20 protein-coding genes are annotated in these 20,267 nt (G+C 69.6%); 12 read left to right on the top strand and 8 right to left on the bottom strand.

Going from position 1 to position 20,267, the window contains the following annotated elements:
* Nucleotides 1-99: 99 nt before the first annotated feature.
* Nucleotides 100-492, bottom strand: coding sequence for an SCO2097 family morphological protein (locus G6N46_RS08515; RefSeq protein ID WP_073698087.1), 393 nt, complete (start codon nt 490-492; stop codon nt 100-102).
* 209 nt (nt 493-701) lie between these two features.
* On the opposite strand from G6N46_RS08515, the gene G6N46_RS08520 reads away from it, so the two are divergent.
* The 4 genes from G6N46_RS08520 (at nt 702) to G6N46_RS08535 (ending at nt 4,612) form a co-directional block, all read left to right on the top strand.
* Entirely contained in the window at nt 702-1,280 is a 579-nt protein-coding gene (locus G6N46_RS08520) for a GNAT family N-acetyltransferase (protein ID WP_073698088.1), read from the top strand.
* 68 nt (nt 1,281-1,348) lie between these two features.
* Nucleotides 1,349-1,975: an LppM family (lipo)protein gene (locus G6N46_RS08525; RefSeq protein WP_174557730.1), complete on the top strand. Its 627-nt coding sequence runs from the start codon at nt 1,349-1,351 to the stop codon at nt 1,973-1,975.
* A 91-nt stretch (nt 1,976-2,066) separates the two neighbouring features.
* Nucleotides 2,067-3,125, top strand: coding sequence for a bifunctional (2E,6E)-farnesyl/geranyl diphosphate synthase (idsA2, locus tag G6N46_RS08530; RefSeq protein ID WP_174814118.1), 1,059 nt, complete (start codon nt 2,067-2,069; stop codon nt 3,123-3,125).
* A complete protein-coding gene (locus tag G6N46_RS08535) occupies nt 3,122-4,612 on the top strand; it encodes an alpha-(1->6)-mannopyranosyltransferase A (protein ID WP_138248639.1) in 1,491 nt (496 codons plus the stop codon). Before idsA2 ends, G6N46_RS08535 begins: the two co-directional genes overlap by 4 nt.
* On the opposite strand, the gene G6N46_RS08540 is transcribed toward G6N46_RS08535, so the two are convergent.
* On the bottom strand, nt 4,599-5,003 hold the full coding sequence (locus tag G6N46_RS08540; RefSeq protein WP_073698092.1) for an Rv2175c family DNA-binding protein: 405 nt from the start codon (nt 5,001-5,003) through the stop codon (nt 4,599-4,601). The genes G6N46_RS08535 and G6N46_RS08540 overlap by 14 nt on opposite strands.
* Between G6N46_RS08540 and G6N46_RS08545 the strand changes: the two genes are divergently transcribed.
* Complete coding sequence (locus G6N46_RS08545) at nt 4,993-6,234, top strand: protein kinase domain-containing protein (RefSeq protein WP_138248638.1); 1,242 nt, start codon at nt 4,993-4,995, stop codon at nt 6,232-6,234. The two genes, G6N46_RS08540 and G6N46_RS08545, sit on opposite strands and share 11 nt — an antisense overlap.
* A 109-nt stretch (nt 6,235-6,343) precedes the next feature.
* Here the strand turns inward: G6N46_RS08545 and G6N46_RS08550 are convergent, their stop codons facing one another.
* The gene (locus G6N46_RS08550; RefSeq protein WP_020103604.1) at nt 6,344-7,729 is read right to left on the bottom strand and encodes a class II 3-deoxy-7-phosphoheptulonate synthase; all 1,386 of its coding nucleotides are present in this window, start codon (nt 7,727-7,729) and stop codon (nt 6,344-6,346) included.
* 112 nt (nt 7,730-7,841) lie between these two features.
* Between G6N46_RS08550 and G6N46_RS08555 the strand changes: the two genes are divergently transcribed.
* On the top strand, nt 7,842-8,555 hold the full coding sequence (locus G6N46_RS08555; protein WP_138248637.1) for a zf-HC2 domain-containing protein: 714 nt from the start codon (nt 7,842-7,844) through the stop codon (nt 8,553-8,555).
* Here G6N46_RS08555 and G6N46_RS08560 read toward each other — a convergent pair.
* Entirely contained in the window at nt 8,552-9,208 is a 657-nt protein-coding gene (locus tag G6N46_RS08560; protein ID WP_138248636.1) for a DUF5134 domain-containing protein, read from the bottom strand. The genes G6N46_RS08555 and G6N46_RS08560 overlap by 4 nt on opposite strands.
* Nucleotides 9,205-10,572, bottom strand: a complete 1,368-nt coding sequence (locus tag G6N46_RS08565) for a PepSY-associated TM helix domain-containing protein (protein WP_138248635.1) — start codon at nt 10,570-10,572, stop codon at nt 9,205-9,207. The genes G6N46_RS08560 and G6N46_RS08565 overlap by 4 nt, the downstream gene beginning before the upstream one ends.
* A 113-nt stretch (nt 10,573-10,685) precedes the next feature.
* On the opposite strand from G6N46_RS08565, the gene G6N46_RS08570 reads away from it, so the two are divergent.
* Nucleotides 10,686-12,605: a cytochrome c oxidase assembly protein gene (locus tag G6N46_RS08570; RefSeq protein WP_138248634.1), complete on the top strand. Its 1,920-nt coding sequence runs from the start codon at nt 10,686-10,688 to the stop codon at nt 12,603-12,605.
* 65 nt (nt 12,606-12,670) lie between these two features.
* Here G6N46_RS08570 and G6N46_RS08575 read toward each other — a convergent pair whose 3' ends face one another.
* Entirely contained in the window at nt 12,671-14,944 is a 2,274-nt protein-coding gene (locus G6N46_RS08575; RefSeq protein WP_268815727.1) for a heavy metal translocating P-type ATPase, read from the bottom strand.
* A 95-nt stretch (nt 14,945-15,039) separates the two neighbouring features.
* Here G6N46_RS08575 and sigC point away from each other — a divergent pair, with 95 nt between their 5' ends.
* The 5 genes from sigC (at nt 15,040) to G6N46_RS08600 (ending at nt 18,882) form a co-directional block, all read left to right on the top strand.
* Nucleotides 15,040-15,594, top strand: coding sequence for an RNA polymerase sigma factor SigC (gene sigC / locus G6N46_RS08580; RefSeq protein ID WP_138248632.1), 555 nt, complete (start codon nt 15,040-15,042; stop codon nt 15,592-15,594).
* A 71-nt stretch (nt 15,595-15,665) separates the two neighbouring features.
* The gene (locus G6N46_RS08585) at nt 15,666-16,124 is read left to right on the top strand and encodes a hypothetical protein (protein WP_138248631.1); all 459 of its coding nucleotides are present in this window, start codon (nt 15,666-15,668) and stop codon (nt 16,122-16,124) included.
* A 28-nt stretch (nt 16,125-16,152) separates the two neighbouring features.
* Complete coding sequence (locus tag G6N46_RS08590; protein WP_138248630.1) at nt 16,153-16,710, top strand: DUF5134 domain-containing protein; 558 nt, start codon at nt 16,153-16,155, stop codon at nt 16,708-16,710.
* Between the two features lie 20 nt (nt 16,711-16,730).
* Nucleotides 16,731-17,438, top strand: coding sequence for a YcnI family copper-binding membrane protein (locus G6N46_RS08595; RefSeq protein WP_138248629.1), 708 nt, complete (start codon nt 16,731-16,733; stop codon nt 17,436-17,438).
* A gap of 49 nt (nt 17,439-17,487) precedes the next feature.
* Nucleotides 17,488-18,882, top strand: a complete 1,395-nt coding sequence (locus G6N46_RS08600) for a copper resistance CopC/CopD family protein (protein WP_166428075.1) — start codon at nt 17,488-17,490, stop codon at nt 18,880-18,882.
* A gap of 7 nt (nt 18,883-18,889) precedes the next feature.
* On the opposite strand, the gene G6N46_RS08605 is transcribed toward G6N46_RS08600, so the two are convergent.
* Both G6N46_RS08605 and G6N46_RS08610 read right to left on the bottom strand, forming a co-directional pair.
* Entirely contained in the window at nt 18,890-19,384 is a 495-nt protein-coding gene (locus tag G6N46_RS08605; RefSeq protein WP_061006811.1) for a polyadenylate-specific 3'-exoribonuclease AS, read from the bottom strand.
* On the bottom strand, nt 19,385-20,224 hold the full coding sequence (locus tag G6N46_RS08610) for a hypothetical protein (RefSeq protein ID WP_234880601.1): 840 nt from the start codon (nt 20,222-20,224) through the stop codon (nt 19,385-19,387). It lies immediately after the preceding gene.
* Nucleotides 20,225-20,267: the final 43 nt, after the last annotated feature.

Genomic DNA, 20,267 nt, shown 5'->3' on the forward strand with positions numbered 1-20,267 from the left:
TCGCTACGGGCCCGGCGTGTCGGGCGTCACACCGCCACAGGACGGCCCAAAAAAATCAGGGGCAGCCGAATCGGCTACCCCTGTGTCACGCGTCAGCGATCACTCATCGAACCGGCGACGGAACCGGTCTTCCATGCGGTTGGTGAACGAGTTGCCGGCGCGAGCGCGCTTGGACTTGCCGGACGACGGCGTCGACTTCTCCTTGGACAGCACCCGGGGCCCAGTCACCGCGAACACCGCACCGGCAAACATCACCACGAAACCGATGACGCTCAGGATCGGGAGCTGGTTGATCCACAGGATCCGAAAGGCCACACCCAGCACCAGCAACGCCAGGCCGAGGACAAACAGCCCCGCACCTTGCAGCCGCCGCCGCGCTGACGGCGCGTGCAGCGTGCCGCCCCGGACGCTCGAAGCGAACTTCGGGTCCTCGGCGTACAGCGCACTCTCGATCTGGTCGAGCATGCGCTGCTCATGATCGGAGAGTGGCATCCGCGCCTCCCAACTCACACCGCTGCCCGCAGCGGCTCCTGACGTCTGCACCCGTGGTCACGGATCCCTAACTGTCATGATACGAGGTCACACAGACACGTACCACATACTTCAGACTCCCGAATTGTAAGACTGGTACGTCGGCCGGGCGACAGCGCCTGTTCAGCAACCCGAAACCGACATCCCAGCTGCACCGAAAGGCACACACCGTGGCGACACTCCTGACCGATCTGTCGCCGGCCGACATGCAGCAGCGACTCGACGAGGCGCTGTCCGTCTACGTCGAGGCCATGCGTTATCCGCGGGGCACCGAACGCCAGCGCGCATCGATGTGGCTGGAGCACACCCGGCGCGAGGGTTGGACGGGCGTCGCGGCGTTCGACGTTCCCGACGGCGGCTCCGTCGAGTCGGCACCGATGCTCGGCATCGCCTACGGGTACCGAGGCGCCCCCGACCAGTGGTGGCACCAGCAGGTCTCGACGGGCCTGCGGCACGTCGGTACGCCCAGCGAACGCATCGAGCAATTGATGAGCGGGTATTTCGAGCTCACCGAGCTGCACATCCACCCGCGGGCACAGGGTCACGGACTCGGCGAGGCGCTGGCACGGCGGCTGCTCGCCGGCTGCCGGGAATCCCACGTCCTGCTGTCCACTCCGGAAAGCGCCGGCGAGGGCAACCGGGCCTGGCGGCTGTACCGCCGGCTGGATTTCCATGACGTCATGCGCAGCTACTTCTTCCCGGGCGATCCACGGCCGTTCGCCATCCTCGGCCGTTCGCTACCGTTGTGACTGCCCCGGTCTGGCACGATAACGGCGTGAACCGCCGCCGCCACCTGCGTGCCTTGCTGCTGTTTCTGATGCTGCTCCCCCTGGCGGTCGGCTGCGTCCGCGTCCACACCTCGCTCACCGTCTCGCCCGACGACCGGGTGTCCGGCCAGATCGTCGCCTCCGCCAAGGCCAAAGACGCGGACGACAAGGGCCCGCAGCTGACCAACAACCTGCCGTTCGCGCAGAAGGTGGTGGTCTCGGACTACCGCAAGGACGACTACGTCGGGTCCGAGGCCGTGTTCTCGGACCTGAGCTTCTCCGAGGTGCCCCAACTGGCCAACCTGAGCCGCGACTCGGCCGGCGCCGACATCTCGCTGCGCCGCGCCGGTGACCTGGTGATCCTCGAAGGCCGCGTCGACCTGACCACAGTGGCCGACCCGGATTCCGACGTCACGTTGTCGGTGGCGTTCCCCGGAGACGTCACGTCAACCAACGGCGAGCGAGTCGCCAGCGACATCGTCCAGTGGAAGCTCAAGCCCGGCGTGGTGAGCACCATGAAGGCCCAGGCCCGCTACACCGACCCGAGCGCACGGTCGTTCACAACCGCCGCGATCTGGATGGCCGTCCTGGCCTTCGCGGTCGCCGGCGTCATCGGCGGCCTCGCCTACTGGAGCCGGGACCGCTCCCCGAAGTTCGCCGCAGTGTCCGACGAGTGACCCGCCACCCTCTAATCTGGATGCACAATTCCGGGGTCAGGAGAGGGGACGCGCGCTGAGCGTCGATGCCGCAGGTCCGTCGGCTGGCGAGCTGGCGAATGCCATCACAGATCAACTGCGCGACTATCTCGCCGAGCGCCGGCGGGACAGCGCCTACATCGGCGACGCCTATGCCGATGTGACGGGGGCACTCGAAGAATTCGTGTTGCGCGGCGGCAAGCGGGTCCGTCCGGCGTTCGCCTATTGGGGCTGGCGCGCGGTGGCACCCGACCCCGGCCACCCGGCCGACCCGGCCGTGCTGCGCCTGTTCTCCGCGCTGGAGCTGCTGCAGGCCTGTGCCCTGGTCCACGACGACGTCATCGACTGTTCGGCGACCCGGCGCGGCCTGCCGACAGTGCACCGGCTGTTCGCCGAGCGGCACCGACAGCTGGGCTGGCGGGGCTCGTCCGAGCAGTTCGGACTGTCCGCGGCCATCCTGCTCGGCGACCTGGCGCTGTCCTGGGCCGACGACGTCGTCTCGAACGCCGACCTGTCGGTGGACGCCCGGCGGCGCGTCAACGAGGTGTGGGCCCACATCCGCACCGAGGTGCTCGGCGGGCAGTACCTCGACATCGTCGCCGAATCCAGCGGCGCCGACACCGTGGCGTCGGCCATGAACGTGAACCTCTACAAGACCGCGTCGTACACCGTCACCCGGCCGCTGCAGCTGGGCGCCGCGGCCGCCGCCGACCGGCCCGACGTGCAGAAGATCTTCCACGCCGTCGGCACCGACCTGGGCATCGCATTCCAGCTGCGCGACGACGTCCTCGGGGTGTTCGGCGATCCGGTGGTCACCGGCAAGCCCTCGGGTGACGACCTGCGCTCCGGCAAGCGCACCGTGCTGCTGGCCGAGGCCGTCGAACTCGCCGAGAACTCCGACCCCACCGCGGCGGCCCTGCTGCGCAGCTCCATCGGCACCGACCTCACCGACGGTCAGGTCGCCGAACTCTGCGGCGTCATCGAGTCCGTGGGCGCGTTGGCCGCCGTCGAACAGCGCATCGCGCTGCTCACCCAGCGCGGACTGGACGCGCTCGCCGCGGCGCCCATCGACGAAGGGGCCAAGAGCGGACTCACCGAACTCGCCCGCCGGGCGTCGAACCGGTCCGCATGACCTGGTTCACTCGCCTCACCGCCTTCGGACGCTCCGACGAGGGCCGTCCCGCGCTGCTGGGGTTCACCGGCGCCATTCTGATCGCCCTCGGTGGGCTGGGCGCCGGGAGCACCCGGCAGCACGATCCCCTGCTGGAGTCGATGCACCTGTCGTGGTTCCGGTTCGGCCACGGGCTGGTGCTGTCGTCGATTCTGCTGTGGACCGGCGTGGCCCTGATGCTGATCGCCTGGCTCGCGCTGGGCCGACGTGTCGTGGACCGCACCGCGACCGAGTACACGATGATCGCGACGACCGGTTTCTGGCTCGCGCCTCTACTGCTGAGCGTGCCGGTGTTCAGCCGCGACACGTACTCCTACCTGGCGCAGGGCGCGCTGCTGCGCGACGGGCTGGACCCCTATCTCGTCGGGCCGGTCGACAACCCGAACTCGTTGCTGGACAACGTGAGTCCGATCTGGACCACCACCACCGCGCCCTACGGACCGGCGTTCATCCTGGTGGCCAAGTTCGTCACCATGATCGTCGGCGACCACGTGGTGCAGGGCACCATGCTGTTACGGCTGTGCATGCTGCCCGGCCTGGTCATGCTGATCTGGGCGGCGCCCCGCGTCGCCCGCCACGTCGGCGCCAACAGCGCTGCCGCCCTGTGGATCTGCGTCCTCAACCCGCTGGTGATCATCCATCTCATGGGCGGCGTCCACAACGAGATGCTGATGGTGGGGCTGATGATGGCCGCCATCGCGCTCACCTTCGAACGGCATCCCATCGCCGGCGTCAGCCTGATCGCCCTCGCAGTCGCGGTGAAAGCCACCGCGGGACTGGCACTTCCGTTCATGGTGTGGGTCTGGATGCGCCAGTTGCGCGAACGACACCCGTGGAGTCAGGTCCGCGCCTGGCTGGTGGCCACCGCAGCCTCGGGAGCGATCTTCACGGTGGTGTTCGCCGTGGTGACGGTCGCAGCGGGCGTCGGCCTCGGCTGGCTGACGGCACTGGCGGGTTCGGTGAAGATCGTCAACTGGCTGACCATCCCGACGGCCGTGGCCAACCTGATCCACGCCATCGGCGGGCTCGTCACCACCGTCAGCTTCTACGCGGTGCTGGACGTCACCCGGATCATCGGCATCGCGATCATCGCGATCTCACTTCCGTTGCTGTGGTGGCGGTTCCGCCACACCGACCGCGAAGCACTGATCGGCATCGCGCTGGTGATGGCCGTCGTCGTGCTGTTCGTGCCCGCCGCCCTGCCGTGGTACTACACCTGGCCGCTGGCGATCGTCTCCGCGCTGGCGCAGAGCCGGCCGGCCATCGCCGCGATCGCCGGGTTCTCGACCTGGATCATGGTGATCTTCAAACCCGACGGATCACACGGCATGTACTCGTGGCTGCATGTGATCCTGGCGACGGGATGCGCTGTGGCAGCGTGGTATTCGCTGGCGCACGCACCCGAGCCGGCTGCCCCGGAACCGGCGCCCGAAGCTAGTACGCCATAGCCTGGGCGCGGCGCAGCACTTCCCTGGCCTGGTGCGAATGCAGCGCGTCGACCGGGCGCGCATTGACGGTGCGCTCGGTGCTGCCGTCGCGGGTCAGCGTCAGCGACTCGTCGGCCGTGAACAGCCAACGCACGATGTCGGTTTCGTGGTAGCCGCCGTCGCGCAGCACGACCAGCAGGCCCGGCAGCTGCTTGATCACATGCCCCTTGGCGTCGAAGAAGATCTTCGGCACCACGATGGCACCGTTCCGGCGCACCCCGAGCAGGTGCCCGTCCCGCAACTGCTGATGCACCTTGGTCACCGGAATACCCAGCATGGATGCCACTGCGGGAAGGTCGTAAACCGCTTCATCGGGATCGATAACGTCCTCGGCGGCCGGAATGCTGCTCACGCAGGAGATTCTAGGGCCGTACGATTGCCGGGTGCAGCCATCCCGCCAACCTGACCCACTGATCGGTGTGGTGCTGGACGGGCGATACCGCGTGGATGCACCGATAGCCAGCGGTGGCATGTCGACGGTGTACCGCGGTCTGGACACCCGGTTGGACCGCCTGGTGGCGCTCAAGGTGATGGATTCCCGGTACTCCGGGGACCAGCAGTTCCTGACCCGGTTCCAGCGCGAGGCGCGCGCCGCCGCCGGCCTGAAAAGCCCTGGCCTGGTGGCGGTTTACGACCAGGGATTCGACGGCCGACACCCGTTCCTCGTCATGGAGCTGGTGGAGGGCGGGACGCTGCGGGAGTTGCTGCGCGAGCGCGGCCCGATGCCGCCACATGCGGTGGCAGCCGTGCTGGCCCCGATGCTCGACGGCCTGGCCGTGGCCCACCAGGCCGGGCTGGTGCACCGCGACATCAAACCCGAGAACGTCCTGATCTCCGACAGCGGCGAGGTCAAGATCGCCGACTTCGGACTGGTGCGGGCCGTCGCCGAAGCGAAGATCACGTCGACGAGCGTGATCCTCGGCACCGCGGCGTACCTCTCCCCCGAGCAGGTCAGCACCGGCGACGCCGACCCGCGCAGCGACGTCTACGCCGTCGGCATCCTGGCCTATGAGTTGTTGACGGGTGCCACGCCATTCACCGGCGACAATCCGCTCAGCGTGGCGTACCAGCGGCTGGACCAGGACGTACCGCCGCCGAGCGCGGCAATCGCCGGTGTGCCAAAGCAATTCGACGACCTGGTGGCGTGCGCGACAGCCCGTGCGGCGGATGACCGCTACCTCGATGCCGGCGACATGGCAGCCGAGCTGGCCGCCATCGTCGCCGATCTGGGCCTGCCCGAATTCCGGGTGCCGGCACCGACCAACTCGGCGCAGCACACCGCGGCGGCTGCCCAGCGTGGCCGAGCGGAACGCACCACGGTCGCGACGGGCCGGGCCCCGGCCCCCAAGCCGGCGCCCCAGCACACCCTGCAGTTCACGATGGACCCGGCGATGGACCCCGCGCTGCTCGAATCACCCATGGTGGCAAAGCAATTCGCCGGCATCGACCTCGACGACTTCGCCTGGGCCAGGCAGCGCTCGCGGCGTGCGGTGCTGTTCTGGCTCATCGCGATCCTGACGCTGACAGCGTTGGTCGCGGCCGGCGCCTGGACACTCGGCACCAACATCGACGGGCTGTTTTAAACCGCGAGAAGACGTAAAACTGTTGTTTTCATGGCGAAAACGACAGTTTTACGTCTGCTCGCGGGAAGTACTCGTGGGAACCACTCGCGGGAGAAACTCGGCGGGAAAACTAGTCGCGGAGCATCTCCGCGACCAGGAACGCCAATTCCAGGCTCTGCTGGGTGTTCAGGCGCGGGTCGCAGGCCGTTTCGTAGCGTCCGGCCAGGTCGTCGTCCGAGATGTCCTGCGCGCCACCGAGACATTCGGTGACGTTCTCGCCGGTGATCTCGACGTGGATGCCGCCCGGGTGCGTGCCCAGCGCGCGGTGCACCTCGAAGAAGCCCTGCACCTCGTCGACGATGCGGTCGAAGTGCCGGGTCTTGTAGCCCGTCGAGCTCTCGTGGGTGTTGCCGTGCATGGGGTCGCACTGCCAGATGACCTGGTGGCCGGAGGCCTCCACCTTCTGGATGATGCCCGGCAGCACGTCGCGCACCTTGCCGTTGCCCATCCGGCTGACCAGCGTGAGCCGGCCCGGAATGTTGTGCGGATCAAGGCGTTCCACGTACTCGACGGCCATCTCGGGCGTCGTGGTCGGGCCGATCTTGATGCCGATGGGGTTGGCGATGGTCTCCACGAACGCGATATGCGCGTGGTCGAGCTGACGGGTGCGCTCGCCGATCCAGACGTAGTGCGCCGACAGGTCGTACAGGCGCGGTTCGTCGAACTCGGTGGACAGCCGCAGCATCGCGCGCTCGTAGTCGAGCACCAGGGCCTCGTGGCTGGCGTAGATCTCGGCGGTCTGCAGATTGCGGTCGTTGACGCCACAAGCCGTCATGAAGTTCAGGCCACGGTCGATCTCGGCGGCCAGCGCCTCATACCGGGCACCCGCCGGCGACGTACGGACGAACTCACGGTTCCACTCGTGCACCTGCTGCAGCGACGCCAGACCCGACGAGGTCAGCGCGCGCACCAGGTTCATCGCGGCGCTCGCGTTGGCGTAGGCCCGCACGAGGCGCGACGCGTCGTGCACACGCACCGCGGGGTCCGGGTCGAAACCGTTGACCATGTCACCGCGGTAGGACGTCAGGCCCAGCGAGTCGGTGTCCGACGAGCGCGGCTTGGCGTACTGCCCCGCGATGCGGGCCACCTTGACCACCGGCATGCTGGCGCCGTACGTCAGCACGACGGCCATCTGCAGCAGGGTCCGGATGTTGGCCCGGATGTGCGGCTCGGTGTTGTCGACGAACGTCTCGGCGCAGTCGCCGCCCTGCAGCAGGAACGCCTTGCCCTGCGCCACGTCGGCCAGTTGCAGCTTGAGCTTCTCGATCTCGGACGGCACGGTGATGGGCGGCACGCTCTCGAGCACCTTGCGCATCGCAGCCGCCTGGTCCGCAGGCCAGCTGGGCTGCTGCGCGGCCGGACGGGACAGCGCGTCGGCAAGGCGGGTGCGCAGGTCCTCGGGCAGCGGGGGCAGCTCGGGCAGCTGGTCGATGGGTACGTCGACGGTCCAGTTCACGTGTCTATGGTACCGGCGCCGACCAGCGACTATTTACCCGCCAATTCGGCACCGATCGACGGATTTGGGACCACCGGGAGAAAACCGGGCCCGGTGCGCGACTATTGACGATGTGGAGTGCGAGATTGCCCGGGAGGCGCTGTCCGCGCGCATGGACGGCGAGCATGAGCCCGTCCCCGCGCGCCGCGTCGACGAGCACCTGGCGTCCTGCCCGGAGTGCCGGCAGTGGCAGGACGAGCTGAACAGCCAGATGGACCTGTTGCGTGGGCTGATCGCCGCCGACCGGACCCGGATGACCGCGGTGACCGATTCGGTCGCGCAACCCGCCCTGCCCGAAACCCGCGACGGCCTCGACTGGGTGCGCATCGCCCTCGCGGTGGTGGGCGGCATCCAGATCGTCCTGGCCGTCCTGCAGGCGGCGGGTGTCAGCATCGGTGTGCACGTCGGGCATTCGATGGGCGGGCATGTGGTCAACGAGTCGACGGCCTGGTCCGTCGCCCTCGGCGTCGCCATGCTGGTCGCCGCCGCCCGTCCCGCCGCGGCCATGGGACTGGCCATCGTCGGTGGCGTGTTCACCCTCGTGCTCACCGGCTACGTCGTCGTCGACGGACTGACCGGAGCGGTCGGCGCGGTCCGCATGCTGAGCCATCTGCCGGCGCTGGCCGGCGTGGTGCTGACCGTGCTGGTGTGGCGCCGCCACACCCTCGAACCGCCACGGCCGGACCGCGACGCGGCCCCCACGCTGGACGACATCACGCTGCCGGACAACGCCTCCCGCGGCCGCCGCCGGGGTCACCTGTGGCCCACCGACGGCAATGCCGCCTAGACCATCACGCCGAACATGATCGCCATCCCGGCCGCCGCCATGGCCTGACAGGCCACGGCGAACCACAGCCGGGCCGGGACGTCGGGCCGCTCCTGCCGCACCGCGAAGTAGCGGATGGCCCACCACAATGCGGCGGCACCGAACATCGCGGTGAACGCCCAGTTCACGGCGTCGACCCACGCCGCCGGGTGCCCACAGCCACCCATCGGGCCCGAATGCGGCGTCGTCCCGGACATGTCCATGCCCGGCATGGACGGCATCGACGACGCCGGCTGCGGCGCGTCGGCAGCGGTCCCGGTGCACTGACCGGGCAGCACCCGCCCGTCCATCACGGCGTACATCCACGCCATCGCCAGCATCATCACCGCGTGATAGCCGTCGGTCGCCCGGTGGCCGGCGCGCACCGCCAGGACCACGGTGAACCAGCCGGCCGCCAGCAGGAAGAACACCATCGGCGGCCGGTTCGGCACACTCATCCCCGCCGGCCACGCCATGACCAGCATCGCCACCGCCATCAACAGGTGCAGCGCGCGGCTCGTCTGGTCGATCCAGGTCCGATCCGCACGGGCAGTGACCAGGGCGTAGACGCACTGCGCCGCGCTCAGCAGGAACAGCCCCGTCACGAGCAGCCGGAGCCAGATGTCGACGATCACTTGGCCGCCTGCCGCCGCTGCCGCCAGCCCAGTGCCACGTCGACCGCGACGAACAGGGCCAGCGTGAGGCCGAACAGCGGGGCGAAATAGCCGACGCCGGCGAGAACGGCGACCAGGAGCACCGCCTCGTACGGCCGTAGCGCCGACAGCGCGCCCCGCCGCTGGCCCGTGGGCAGGACGAACCGGTCCCCGCGGGTCGGGCGGCGTCGCCACCACATGCGGTAGCCCAGCAGGATCCCGACGATCATCGCGAGGGCGACCGCGATCAGCGCCAGCTGGTTGACCAGGCCGAACAGGATGCCCATGTGCAGGTCGATGACCCAGTCGGTCATCTTGGCCATCAACGGCCATGCGGCGAAGTCCAGCCGCGAGACCACCGTGCTCGTGGCGGGGTCGACGACGATGGCGTCGTACTGCGTCGGCCAATCACGCTTGCGCTCGGCGACCTGCCAGCCCTGGCCCGCCGTCGCCGGCGGGTACATCCACATCGGGGTCCGCAGGTGCGCGTCATGGGCGACCTGCAGCGCCACGTCGGCTCCGCGAAGCGCGGTGGCCTCGTCCAACGCCGCCCCGGCGGTCTGCCCCGGCAGTGCGGTGTCGACGGACGGGCTGGTCCAGCTCAGCTGCGTCCGCAACTGTGCGACGTTCTCCCCCGCGAACCGCGACCACGTCATGCCCGACACCGCCAGCAGCGCCACCGCCGCAAGGATCCAGACCCCGAGGGTGCCGTGCCACGACAGCAGCCGGCGCCGCCCGGTCGCCCGTACATCCGGAACGACCAGCCGGCGCGGCTGTCCCCGGTTGTGCCCGACCCACAGCAGCAGGCCGACGCCCGCGATCACCCAGGACCAGCTGGCGGCCAGCTCGCTGTAGTTCCGGCCGAAGGCGCCGAGGTGCAGGTTGCGGTGCAGTTCGTCGAACCAGGCCCGCACCGGGAGCCACTGGCCGTAGGTGGTCAGGGCACCGCGGATCGCGCCGGTGTACGGGTCGACGAACACCGTGCGCGCGTAGTCGGCGGGGACGTCATCGACCGCGAGCGTCACCTGCGTCGTCTCGTCCGGCGCGGCCGGCGGCCGGATGCTGGTGACGGTGCCCTCCGGATGCGCGGCGCGGACGGCTGCCAGCTGAGCAGCCAGCGGCAGCTGCCGGTCGCCGATGTGGTCGACGGTGAGTTCGTGCCGGTACACCGCGCTGTCGATCTGCGGGATCACCGCGTACAGCAGCCCGGTGACTGCGGCGATCAGGATGAACGGCGCGACGAACAGGCCGGCATAGAAGTGCAGCCGCAGCAACGCCGGGCGAAAACGCTTCCACGCCGATGGGTCGGCCGCGACGTCCGAGTCGGGTAGTTGGGTATGACTCACAACTTGTATTGGTCGGCCCGCGGCGTCAGGAGTTCCTGCGCCCGGAAAATTTCTACGACACCTGGTCGTAGACTGGGCGTGATCAGTTCTTCAGGTGGAAGGCCGGTATTTCGATGGGCAGGCTGACTCTGCCGCTGTTGGGTTATCTGGCCGCGCTGGCCGCCCTGGTCGCCTACGCGCTCATCTCCGGCGACCAGCGCTTCGTCGCCACCGGCGACAGCTATCCCGGCACGTTCACCGCGTGCGCCGAACCGGTCGGCTACTTCACGGCCGTGCTCGCCGCCGCCGTCTGTCTCGGCGGCCTGCTGTACGTCGTCACCACGGCGCGCCCCGACCCCAAGGGCGTCATCGACCCGCCCGCCTTCCGCATCCACCTTGTGCTGGAACGGGTTTCGCTGGTCTGGCTGGTCGCCTCGGCGTTCATGGTGGTGGTGCAGGCCGCGACCGACGCCGGCGCCCCGGCTCTGCGACTGGTGGAGAGCGGCCGGCTGGGTGAGGCCATCGGCGCCTCCGAGATGGCCCGCGGCTGGATCGTCGCCACCCTGTGCGCCGCGGTCGTGGCGCTGACGCTGCGGTTCAGCGTGCGGTGGGTCGCCATGGTCGTGCTGTTGCTGCCGAGCGTCATCGGCGTCCTGGCGCTGCCGGTGACCGGCAACGCCAGCGAAGGGCCCGACCACGACTACACGACCAGCGCGGTCATCGTGTTCGCGGTGGCACTGGCGGTGCTGGCCGGTACGAAGATCGCGGCGGTCATCAGTCCGCCCGCGGCCGACCTCTACCGGCGCGTGCTGATCATCCAGGTCGCCTGCGGCACCGTCGCCCTGATCTACGGCGTGCAGCTGCTGGCCGAACAACTCGGGCCCCCCGGCCTGACGGGCAGCGACTACGGGCGGTGGGCCATCGTCGCCGCGATCGCGCTGGCGGCGTCCTGGATCACCGATGCCGCCGCACTGCGCCGCGCCAAGCCGTCCCGGCTGGCCACCTGCCTGCCCGCGATCACCGCGCTCGCCGCGGTGTCCGCCATGGCGGTGCAGACCGCGCCGCGCCTGCTGCACCACAAGTACACGACGTGGGACGTCTTCCTCGGCTACGAACTGCCCGCCCCGCCGAATGTGGTTCGGCTGCTGACGGTCTGGCGGTTCGACACCTTCATCGGCATCGGCGCGCTGGTCCTCGCCGGCGCCTATCTGTACGCGTATGTGAAGCTGCGGCGCCGCGGCGACGAGTGGCCCGTGGGCCGGCTGCTCGCATGGCTGATCGGCTGCGCGGTACTGCTCTTCACCAGCAGCTCGGGAGTGCGGGCCTACGGCTCGGCGATGTTCAGCGTGCACATGGGCGAGCACATGACGCTCAACATGTTCGTCCCCGTCCTGCTGGTGCTGGGCGGCCCGGTGACCCTGGCGCTGCGCGCCCTGCCCCCGGCCGGCGAGGGCGCCCCGCCCGGACCGCGCGAGTGGATTCTGTGGCTCGTGCACTCGAAAGTGACTGCCGCGCTGTCGAATCCGATCGTGGCGTTCGTGCTGTTCGTCGCGTCGTTGTACGCGGTGTACTTCACCCCCATCTTCAACACACTGGTCCGCTACCACTGGGGCCACGAGTTGATGAGCGTGCACTTCCTGCTGGTCGGCTACCTCTTCTACTGGGGCATCATCGGCATCGACCCGGGCCCGAAGCGCCTGCCGTTCCTGGGCCGGCTCGGATTGTTGTTCGCGGTCATGCCTTTTCACGCGTTCTTCGGCATCGCGACCATGACCATGACCGACACCATCGGCGGGCCGTTCTACAAGTTCGTCGGCCTGCCGTGGCTGTCCAGCATCGGCGCCGACCAGCACCTCGGTGGCGCGATCGCGTGGGGCTCGAGCGAACTGCCGGTGATCCTGGTGGTCATCGCCCTGGTGGCGCAATGGGCGCGGCAGGACCGCCGCGCCGCCTCCCGCGCCGACCGGCACGCCGACGCGGACTACGCCGACGACGACCTGGATGCCTACAACGCGATGCTGCGCGAACTGGCCCGCCAGCGCGGCCAGCAGTAACCCCCGCCGTCAACCAGCGATTTGTGCACGATAATCCGCGGCACGCGCGGAAAATCGTGCACAAATCACTTGAAGTTGCGCAGGCGCAGGCTGTTCGACACCACGAAGAACGACGAGAACGCCATCGCCGCGCCCGCGATCAGCGGGTTGAGCAGGCCGGCCGCCGCCACCGGGATGGCGGCGATGTTGTAGCCGAAGGCCCACACCAGGTTCATCTGGATGGTGCGCATGGTCGCCTTGGCCAGGTCCAGGGCCTGTGGCACCGAATCGAGGCTGTCACGCACCAGGATGATGTCGGCCGCGCCGATCGCGACGTCCGTACCGCGACCGATCGCCAGACCCAGATCCGAACAGGCCAGCGCCGGGCCGTCGTTGATGCCGTCACCGACCATCGCGACCATGCGACCGCGGTCGCGCAGCTGCTGGATGACGTCGACCTTGCCGTCCGGCAGCACGTCGGCGATGACGTCGTCGATGCCCACGGCGGCACCCACCGCGGCGGCGGCCGCCGGGTTGTCACCGGTCAGCAGGATGGTCTTCAGACCGCGCTCGTGCAGCGCCGCGATGGCGCCCGTCGCTGATTCGCGCACCGCGTCAGCGACCGCGATGGCGCCGCACAGCTGATCGTCGACCGCGACGAAAACCACTGTCTCGCCGCGAGATTCGGCGCCCCGGCGCGCTTCGGCCAGGGCCGCGGGCACCGCGGCACGACCGGCCGCCCACGACGGCTTACCGATGCGCACGTCACGCTCCGCCACGGTGCCGACGACGCCGCGGCCGGGAACGGCCTGGAAATCGGTGACGGCCTCGTGCTCGGGCGCTGCCGTGGTGATGGCCACCGCGACCGCGTGCTCGGACGCCGACTCGACGGCCGCGGCGAGGGCCAGGACGTCCTCGTCAGACCAGCCGTCGACGGCCGTCGCCGCGGTGACGGCCAGGTGTCCGGTGGTCAGGGTGCCGGTCTTGTCGAAGACGACGGTGTCGACGGCCCGGATCGCCTCGAGCGACCGGTGCCCCTTGAGGAAGATGCCGAGCTGGGCGCCGCGTCCGGACGCCACCATCATGGCCGTCGGCGTGGCCAGGCCCAGCGCGCACGGGCAGGCGATGACCAACACCGCCAGTGCGCAGGCGAACACCTTGTCCGGGCCCGCGCCCGCCAGTGCCCAGCCCAGCGCGGTCAGTGCGGCGATGCCGAAGACGCACGGCACGAATACCGAGGCGATGCGGTCGGCGAGGCGCTGCGACTCGGCCTTCTGGGCCTGCGCTTCCTCGACGAGGCGCACCATGCCGGCGAACTGGGTGTCGGCGCCGACCGCGGCGGCCTCGACGATCAGCCGGCCGTCGAGCACGATGGTGCCGCCGATGACGCTGCTGCCGGGCGTCGCGCGGACCGGCTTGGCCTCACCGGTCATCACGCTGGTGTCGACGGCCGCCGAGCCCTCGACCACGAGTCCGTCGGCCGCGATGGTCTGGCCGGGGCGCACGACGAACTTCTGCTGCTCGGCGAGTTCCTCGGCCGGGATGACCATCTCGGTGCCGTCGGCCAGCAGGATCGTGACGTTCTTCGCGCTCAGAGCCGCGAGCGCGCGCAGCGCACTGCCCGCCTTGGACTTCGCGCGGGCCTCGAAGTAGCGGCCCGCCAGCACGAACACCGTGACACCCGCGGCGACCTCGAAGTAGATGGCGTCGCTGCCGGCCAGGGCCTGCCAGATTCCGGTGCTCGTGGTGGCGTGATGGCCGACGAACATCGTGTAGAGCGACCACACCGTCGCGGCCGTCACGCCGACCGAGATCAGCGTCTCCATGGACGCGGCCCGGTTCCGGGCATTGCGCAGGGCCACGCGGTGGAAGGGCCAGGCGGCCCACGTCACAACCGGCAGGGCCAGGGCGGTCAGGATCCACTGCCACCCGGTGATCCGGGTGCTCGGCACGACGGCGAACATCACCGACAGATCGGCGAGCGGGACGAACAGCACGGCGGCCACCAGCAGACGACGCAGCAGGTAGCGGGCGTGTGACAAATCCTCGTCGTCGCGGTCCCCGGCGATGACCCCGGACCGCGGCTCGGCGTCGTAGCCGGCCTTGCGGATCACGTCGCACAGCTCGGTGTCGGCGATTTCCGGGAGCGCGTCGACCGTCGCGACGCGGGTGCCGAAGTTCACCGAGGCGCGGACACCCGGCATCTTGTTGAGCATGCGCTCGACCCGCGCGGCACAGGCGCCACACGTCATGCCGGTGACGTCGAGCTGAACCCGACGCACGTCGTCGGCAGCTGCGGCAGCGACTGCTGTGTCGTCGGCGCTGCCAGCCACTGTGCTTACCGAGCCGGCCGTCATCATCCTCCTATTGTCCCCGGCGATGCGGAGCTACCCAAAAACATTGGTCGGACGTGCCCGGCTGTGAGTTCCCGGCACTCGTCACATATGGTCGGGCCGTGAACAGCCGCGGCGACGACGATGAAGTGACCCGCCTGGCACTGGCTGCCGGTCGGGGCGATCGCGCCGCATTGGACCAGTTCATCAAGGCTACCCAGCGCGATGTGTGGCGCACCGTCGCCTATCTCGACGAGCCCGGCAACGCCGACGACCTGACCCAGGAGACCTACCTGCGGGCCCTCGGCTCGCTGTCCCGGTTCCGCGGCCGGTCGACCGCCCGCACCTGGCTGTTGTCGATCGCGCGCCGCGTCGTCGTCGACCACATCCGGCGCAAGCAGTGCCGGCCGCGCAGCAGCGCCGCCATCGAGCCCGAGACCGTCATCGACATGCACCAGCCGACCGCCCGGTTCGAGGACATCGTCGAAATCCGCATGCTGCTCGACGGTGTCGACGCCGACCGCCGGGAAGCGCTGCTGCTGACCCAGGTGCTGGGCCTGTCCTACGCCGAGGCCGCCGAAATCTGCGGCTGCCCCGTCGGCACCATCCGCTCCCGGGTCGCCCGGGCCCGCGACGACCTGCTGCGGGCCGGGAACCAGGACCAGAGCGCGGGCTGAGCCCGGAACCCGGGCCGCCACTTGCCCGACCAACTCTGCGAAACTGGTCTACAGACTGAACGGAGTTCGGCTTGTCCACCCGCCACGCGATCGACCTCGAACACACCCTGAGCGCCATCGGGCGCCGGGTGTTCGACGAGGTCTGGATCGGTCCTGCCCGCCGCTACCCCACCGCCGTCGCGGTCGTCGTGTTGGTGGTGTCGGCCGGGGTCAGCTGGTCGGAATCGCATCGGTGGGTACTGAAGGTCGTCGCCATCCTGTTCACCCTGGCCGCCATAACATCGGCAACGGCACTGTGGCGCAAGCGCTTTCGCGTGTGCTGCGCGGCGCTGTACCTGTCGGGCGTGGCCACGGCCGCCGGGTTCGGCGCGGTCTGGTGGTGCCAGACGTCACCGGCGCGGGTCGCGGTGTGGTGGTCGCTGGCCGGTTTCGTCGCAGCCGCGGTGCTGGCCGTCTGCTGGCTGGGTGTGGCGCTGACACCGCTCGAGCGGTCGCAACCCGACATGCGGTTCAAGCCCGCCGGGAACTGAATCCCCTTTCCGTACGACTAATGACAGCGTGATCGCCGACTCCGCCCTGCGCTGGGCGCTGACTGCCGTGTTCGCGGTGGCCGCGCTGCTGTTCGCGGGCAACGGGCGGCGCGTACCCGGACAACGCGGCGTCGCGGTGCTGCACGCGCTGGCTTCGGTGGGCATGATCGCGATGCTCTGGCCGGCCGGCATACAGGTGTCGCCGCTGCTGTACGTGCTGGTGTTCACCGCCGGCGCGCTGTACTTCGCCTACCTCGCCCTGTTCGGCTTCGGGCTGCCGCACCCCGTCTACCACTGCACCATGATGGCCGCGATGGCGCTGATGGGCCTGCTGATGGCGCCGAACGCCGGGGTCCCGGTGGCGACAGCTCGAGCCTCCGGTCACCACAGCGCCCACCTCGGTCACGGCGCCATCGCCGTGACTCCCCCGGGCTGGTTCACCGTGGTCTGCATCGCGCTCGCGGTCGGATTCTGCGCCGCCGCGCTGTGGTGGTTCTACCTGCTGGTGCGCGGGCCCAAGCGCCCGTACGCCGACCTGCTCATGGCGCTCGGGATGAGCGCCACCTTCGCTGTCATGGCCGTCTGACCCCCTCCCGAAAGGACAACATGCCCAAGCTTTTCCAGGCCCGCAAGCCTCTTCAGGCCATTGCCGCCGTCACCGCGACGACGGCCTGCGCCGTCGCCCTGGCCGCGCCGGCCGCCGCCCACGTCAAGGTGACCGGCGACGCCACCCAGGGTGGCTGGGGCGTGCTGAACTTCCGCGTGCCGACCGAGTCGGACACCGCGTCGACCACGGGCCTGCTGGTCGTACTGCCCGACGACCAGCCGATCATCTCTGTCAGCACGCAGCAGAAGGCCGGCTGGACCGCCACCATCACCAAGAAGAAGCTGCCGGCACCGCAGAAGGACGACGACGGCGCCGAGGTCACCGAGTACGTCTCGTCGGTCGAGTGGAAGGCCACCGCCCCGGACGCGCCCATCCCGCCGCATCAGTTCAACGTCTTCGCGATCTCGGCAGGCCCGCTGCCCAAGGTCAACACGCTGACGCTGCCCGCGGTCCAGACCTACAGCGACGGCAAGACCGTCAACTGGAACGAGATGGCCAACCCCGGCCAGCCCGAGCCCGAGCACCCCGCGCCTTCCCTGCACCTGAAGCCCGCCGGCGGCGGTGACCACGACCGGCCCGCAGCCGCCGCCCCGGCTGCTGCGACGCCCGCCTGGCCGGGCCTGACGGCGCTGGCCCTGTCGGTGGTCGCGCTGCTGCTGGGGATCGCTAACCTGGCAGCTTCCCGACGAAAGACGAGTCACGACTAGAGAACTGAGGCCGGTCGCAGCGCTGCTCGCGGCTCTGCTCGCGCTCCTGCTGCCGGCTCCCCTCGCACACGCGCACGCCGTCCTGGTCTCCAGCGATCCGGTCGACGGCGCCACGCTCGCGGCCGCGCCGAGCCGGGTCACCTTGACGTTCGACGAGCCGGTTCGCATGATTCCCGGTGCGGTCCAGGTGATTTCGAACGCCGGCGCACGGGTCGACCGGGAGGTCCGACAGCGGGCGGGCAACACCACCGTCGAACTGGACCTGCCGCCGGAACTGCCGCGCGGCAGCTACACGGCGACGTGGCGGCTGATGTCGGCCGACGGACACGAGGTGTCCGGGTCGGTGAGCTTCGGCGTGCAGCAGGCGCCGGACGCGCCGCCGGAGATTCATCCCGTTGCCTCGTCGTCGGTGGCGTCGGATGTCTCCCGCGGTCTCACGTACACCGGCCTGGTGCTGTGTGTCGGCGTGCTCGCGGCGGCCCGGCTGGTGTGGGGATGGGCACTCACCCTGCGCCGCACGCGCGTCCTGGCCGGCATCGGCTGGGTACTGCTGGCCGCGGCGACCGTCATCGACGCCGTCAGCACCGGAGCCGACGTCCGACTCTACGTGCAGGCGTTCCTGCTCGTGCTGCTCGCGGCGACCGTGCGCGCCGGGACTGCGCTGTTCGTCGTGATCGCGACGGCGCTCGCGGCGGGCGTCGCCGCTTCCGGGCACGCTTCCGCCGGTCCGGACCCGTGGCTCGCCATCACCGTCACCACCGTCCACCTGCTGGCCATGGCGCTGTGGCTGGGCGGGCTGGTTGTGCTGACGCTGGTGGTCCTGCCCGCCCGTCGCAGTGACGAGCTGGCGCGGTGGTCCCGGGTGGCGTTCGGGTGCGTCGCGGCGGTCCTGCTCACCGGCGAGTACCAGGCCTGGCGGCAGGTGTCGCCCATCGAGTCCCTGTGGTCGACCGGCTACGGAATGGCCTTGTGCGGCAAGGTTTTCCTGGTGACGCTCATGGCCGCCCTGGCCTACCTCGGCCGGCGTCGGCTCACCCCGCAGCGGCTGCGTCGCACCGTGCCGCTGGAAACCGCGATCGCGGTGCTGGTGCTGATCATGACCACGGTGCTCACCGGTGAGCCGCCCGCCCGCACCACCTACGGCCCCGCGTTCACCGCAACCGCCGCGCTCGACGAGGGCCGCCAGGCGCAGGTGCATCTCGATACCACGCGGCACGGCGCCATCCCGATCGACATCACCGCGCCCGGCGCCACCGCGCTGCGGGGCACCCTGTCGAGCGCCGAGATCGCCAGCCTGCCCGTGCGTTTCACGGCGGGTGCCGACGGTCACTGGCACAGCACGTACGCGACGGCGCCGCGGCCGGGACTGTGGACGCTGCAGCTGACGGTGCAGTTCGGCCCGAACGACGCCGCCGTCACCAGCGTGCCGTTCCGCGCCTGGTGACCGTGACTTACCTCGGCGCCGTCATCATCTCGGCGATCAGCCGGTAGCGGTCCAGGTTGTGTCGCGCATCCACCAGCGCGTCGTGGGCATCGCGCGGCCGCGGTGGCATCCGCGGGCTGCCGCAGTCCTCCCAGAACTGTCGCAGTTCCCGGGTGAAGCGCGGCATCGCCGGTGGCAGGTCGGCCATCGGCCCCCACAACTGGCACAGCACCACGTGGTCGTAGGCGCCGACCCAGGCCCACAGCTCGATCGGCTCGTCACCGTCGATGTTGAAAAAGTCCTCCAGCTCCGAGCGGATCTGCCGGCGCGAGCGCCACACCTTCGACGACGGTGACGGGAGCTTCGGCAGCACGTTCTTGCGCACCCAGGAACCGGCCCGGTCGGGGTCGAACTCCGAAGAGACGGCGTAGTACTCGCGCCCGTCCTCGGCGGCCACACCGATCGAGATCAGGTCGATGGTGCGACCGTCGTCGATGAACTCGGTGTCGTAAAAAAACTTCATTCAGGCAACCTCGGTCGGCGTTCGGTCCGGCGGCGCGGGTGCCGCGTGGATCTCGCGGTCGAGTTGTTGGTCAACGTCCGCGTCGTCGGGAAACTTTGGCATACCGGCGATCGCATCCTGTAACCACAGCTTCGCCCGCACCACCGGCCGGCGCAGCCAGCGCTCGCGTTCCAGCGCTTTGTGCATCTTGCGCGGCCGGCTCGTGTAGCGCCACCGGGCCCACGGCGCGTGCGGTCGCGACAGCCGGATTGCCCCGATGACCAGCAGCGGTGTGATGAACATCCCAATCAGTCCGGTCCACACCTTGCCCTTGAGCAGCACGATGACCGCCATCGCGAGGGTGATGAGAGCCAGCGCCACCACCATGATCCGGGCGGCCACGTCTTGGTCGTCACGCCAGACCGTGATGTCGAAGAACGACAGCGGGTTGAACCCGAGGATCAGCAGCCCGGCCACCGCGATCGCGACGAACACCGCGTCGACCGAGGTGCGGCCGTCCTCGGCCCAGTACACGTCCGACAGGTGCAGGATCAGCGCGAACTCGTCCAGGACCAGGGCCGCACCGATACCGAAAAAGATTGCCGCCACGGTGAATTCGGGGACGCCGCCGTCGACGGCGAGGGTCACCATCGTCACTCCCGACACCATCACGAGCACCACGCCGATCACCACGTGGTGGATGTGCAGGCTGCCGTGACCGATGTTGCGCGGCTGCCACCACTTGCGCGGCGCCGGATTGTCGGCATGGGCCCGGATGTAGCGCACCACGGTCCGGGTCACGAAAAACGTCAGGATGAACGCAATCAGGCACCACAACAACGGCAGCCGCCCACTGGACACGAACTCCGTAGGTAAGGGCGACCGCACGCTGAAGAAACTTACG

This window comes from Mycolicibacterium phocaicum (assembly GCF_010731115.1).
GTDB classification, from domain to species: Bacteria; Actinomycetota; Actinomycetes; order Mycobacteriales; family Mycobacteriaceae; genus Mycobacterium; species Mycobacterium phocaicum.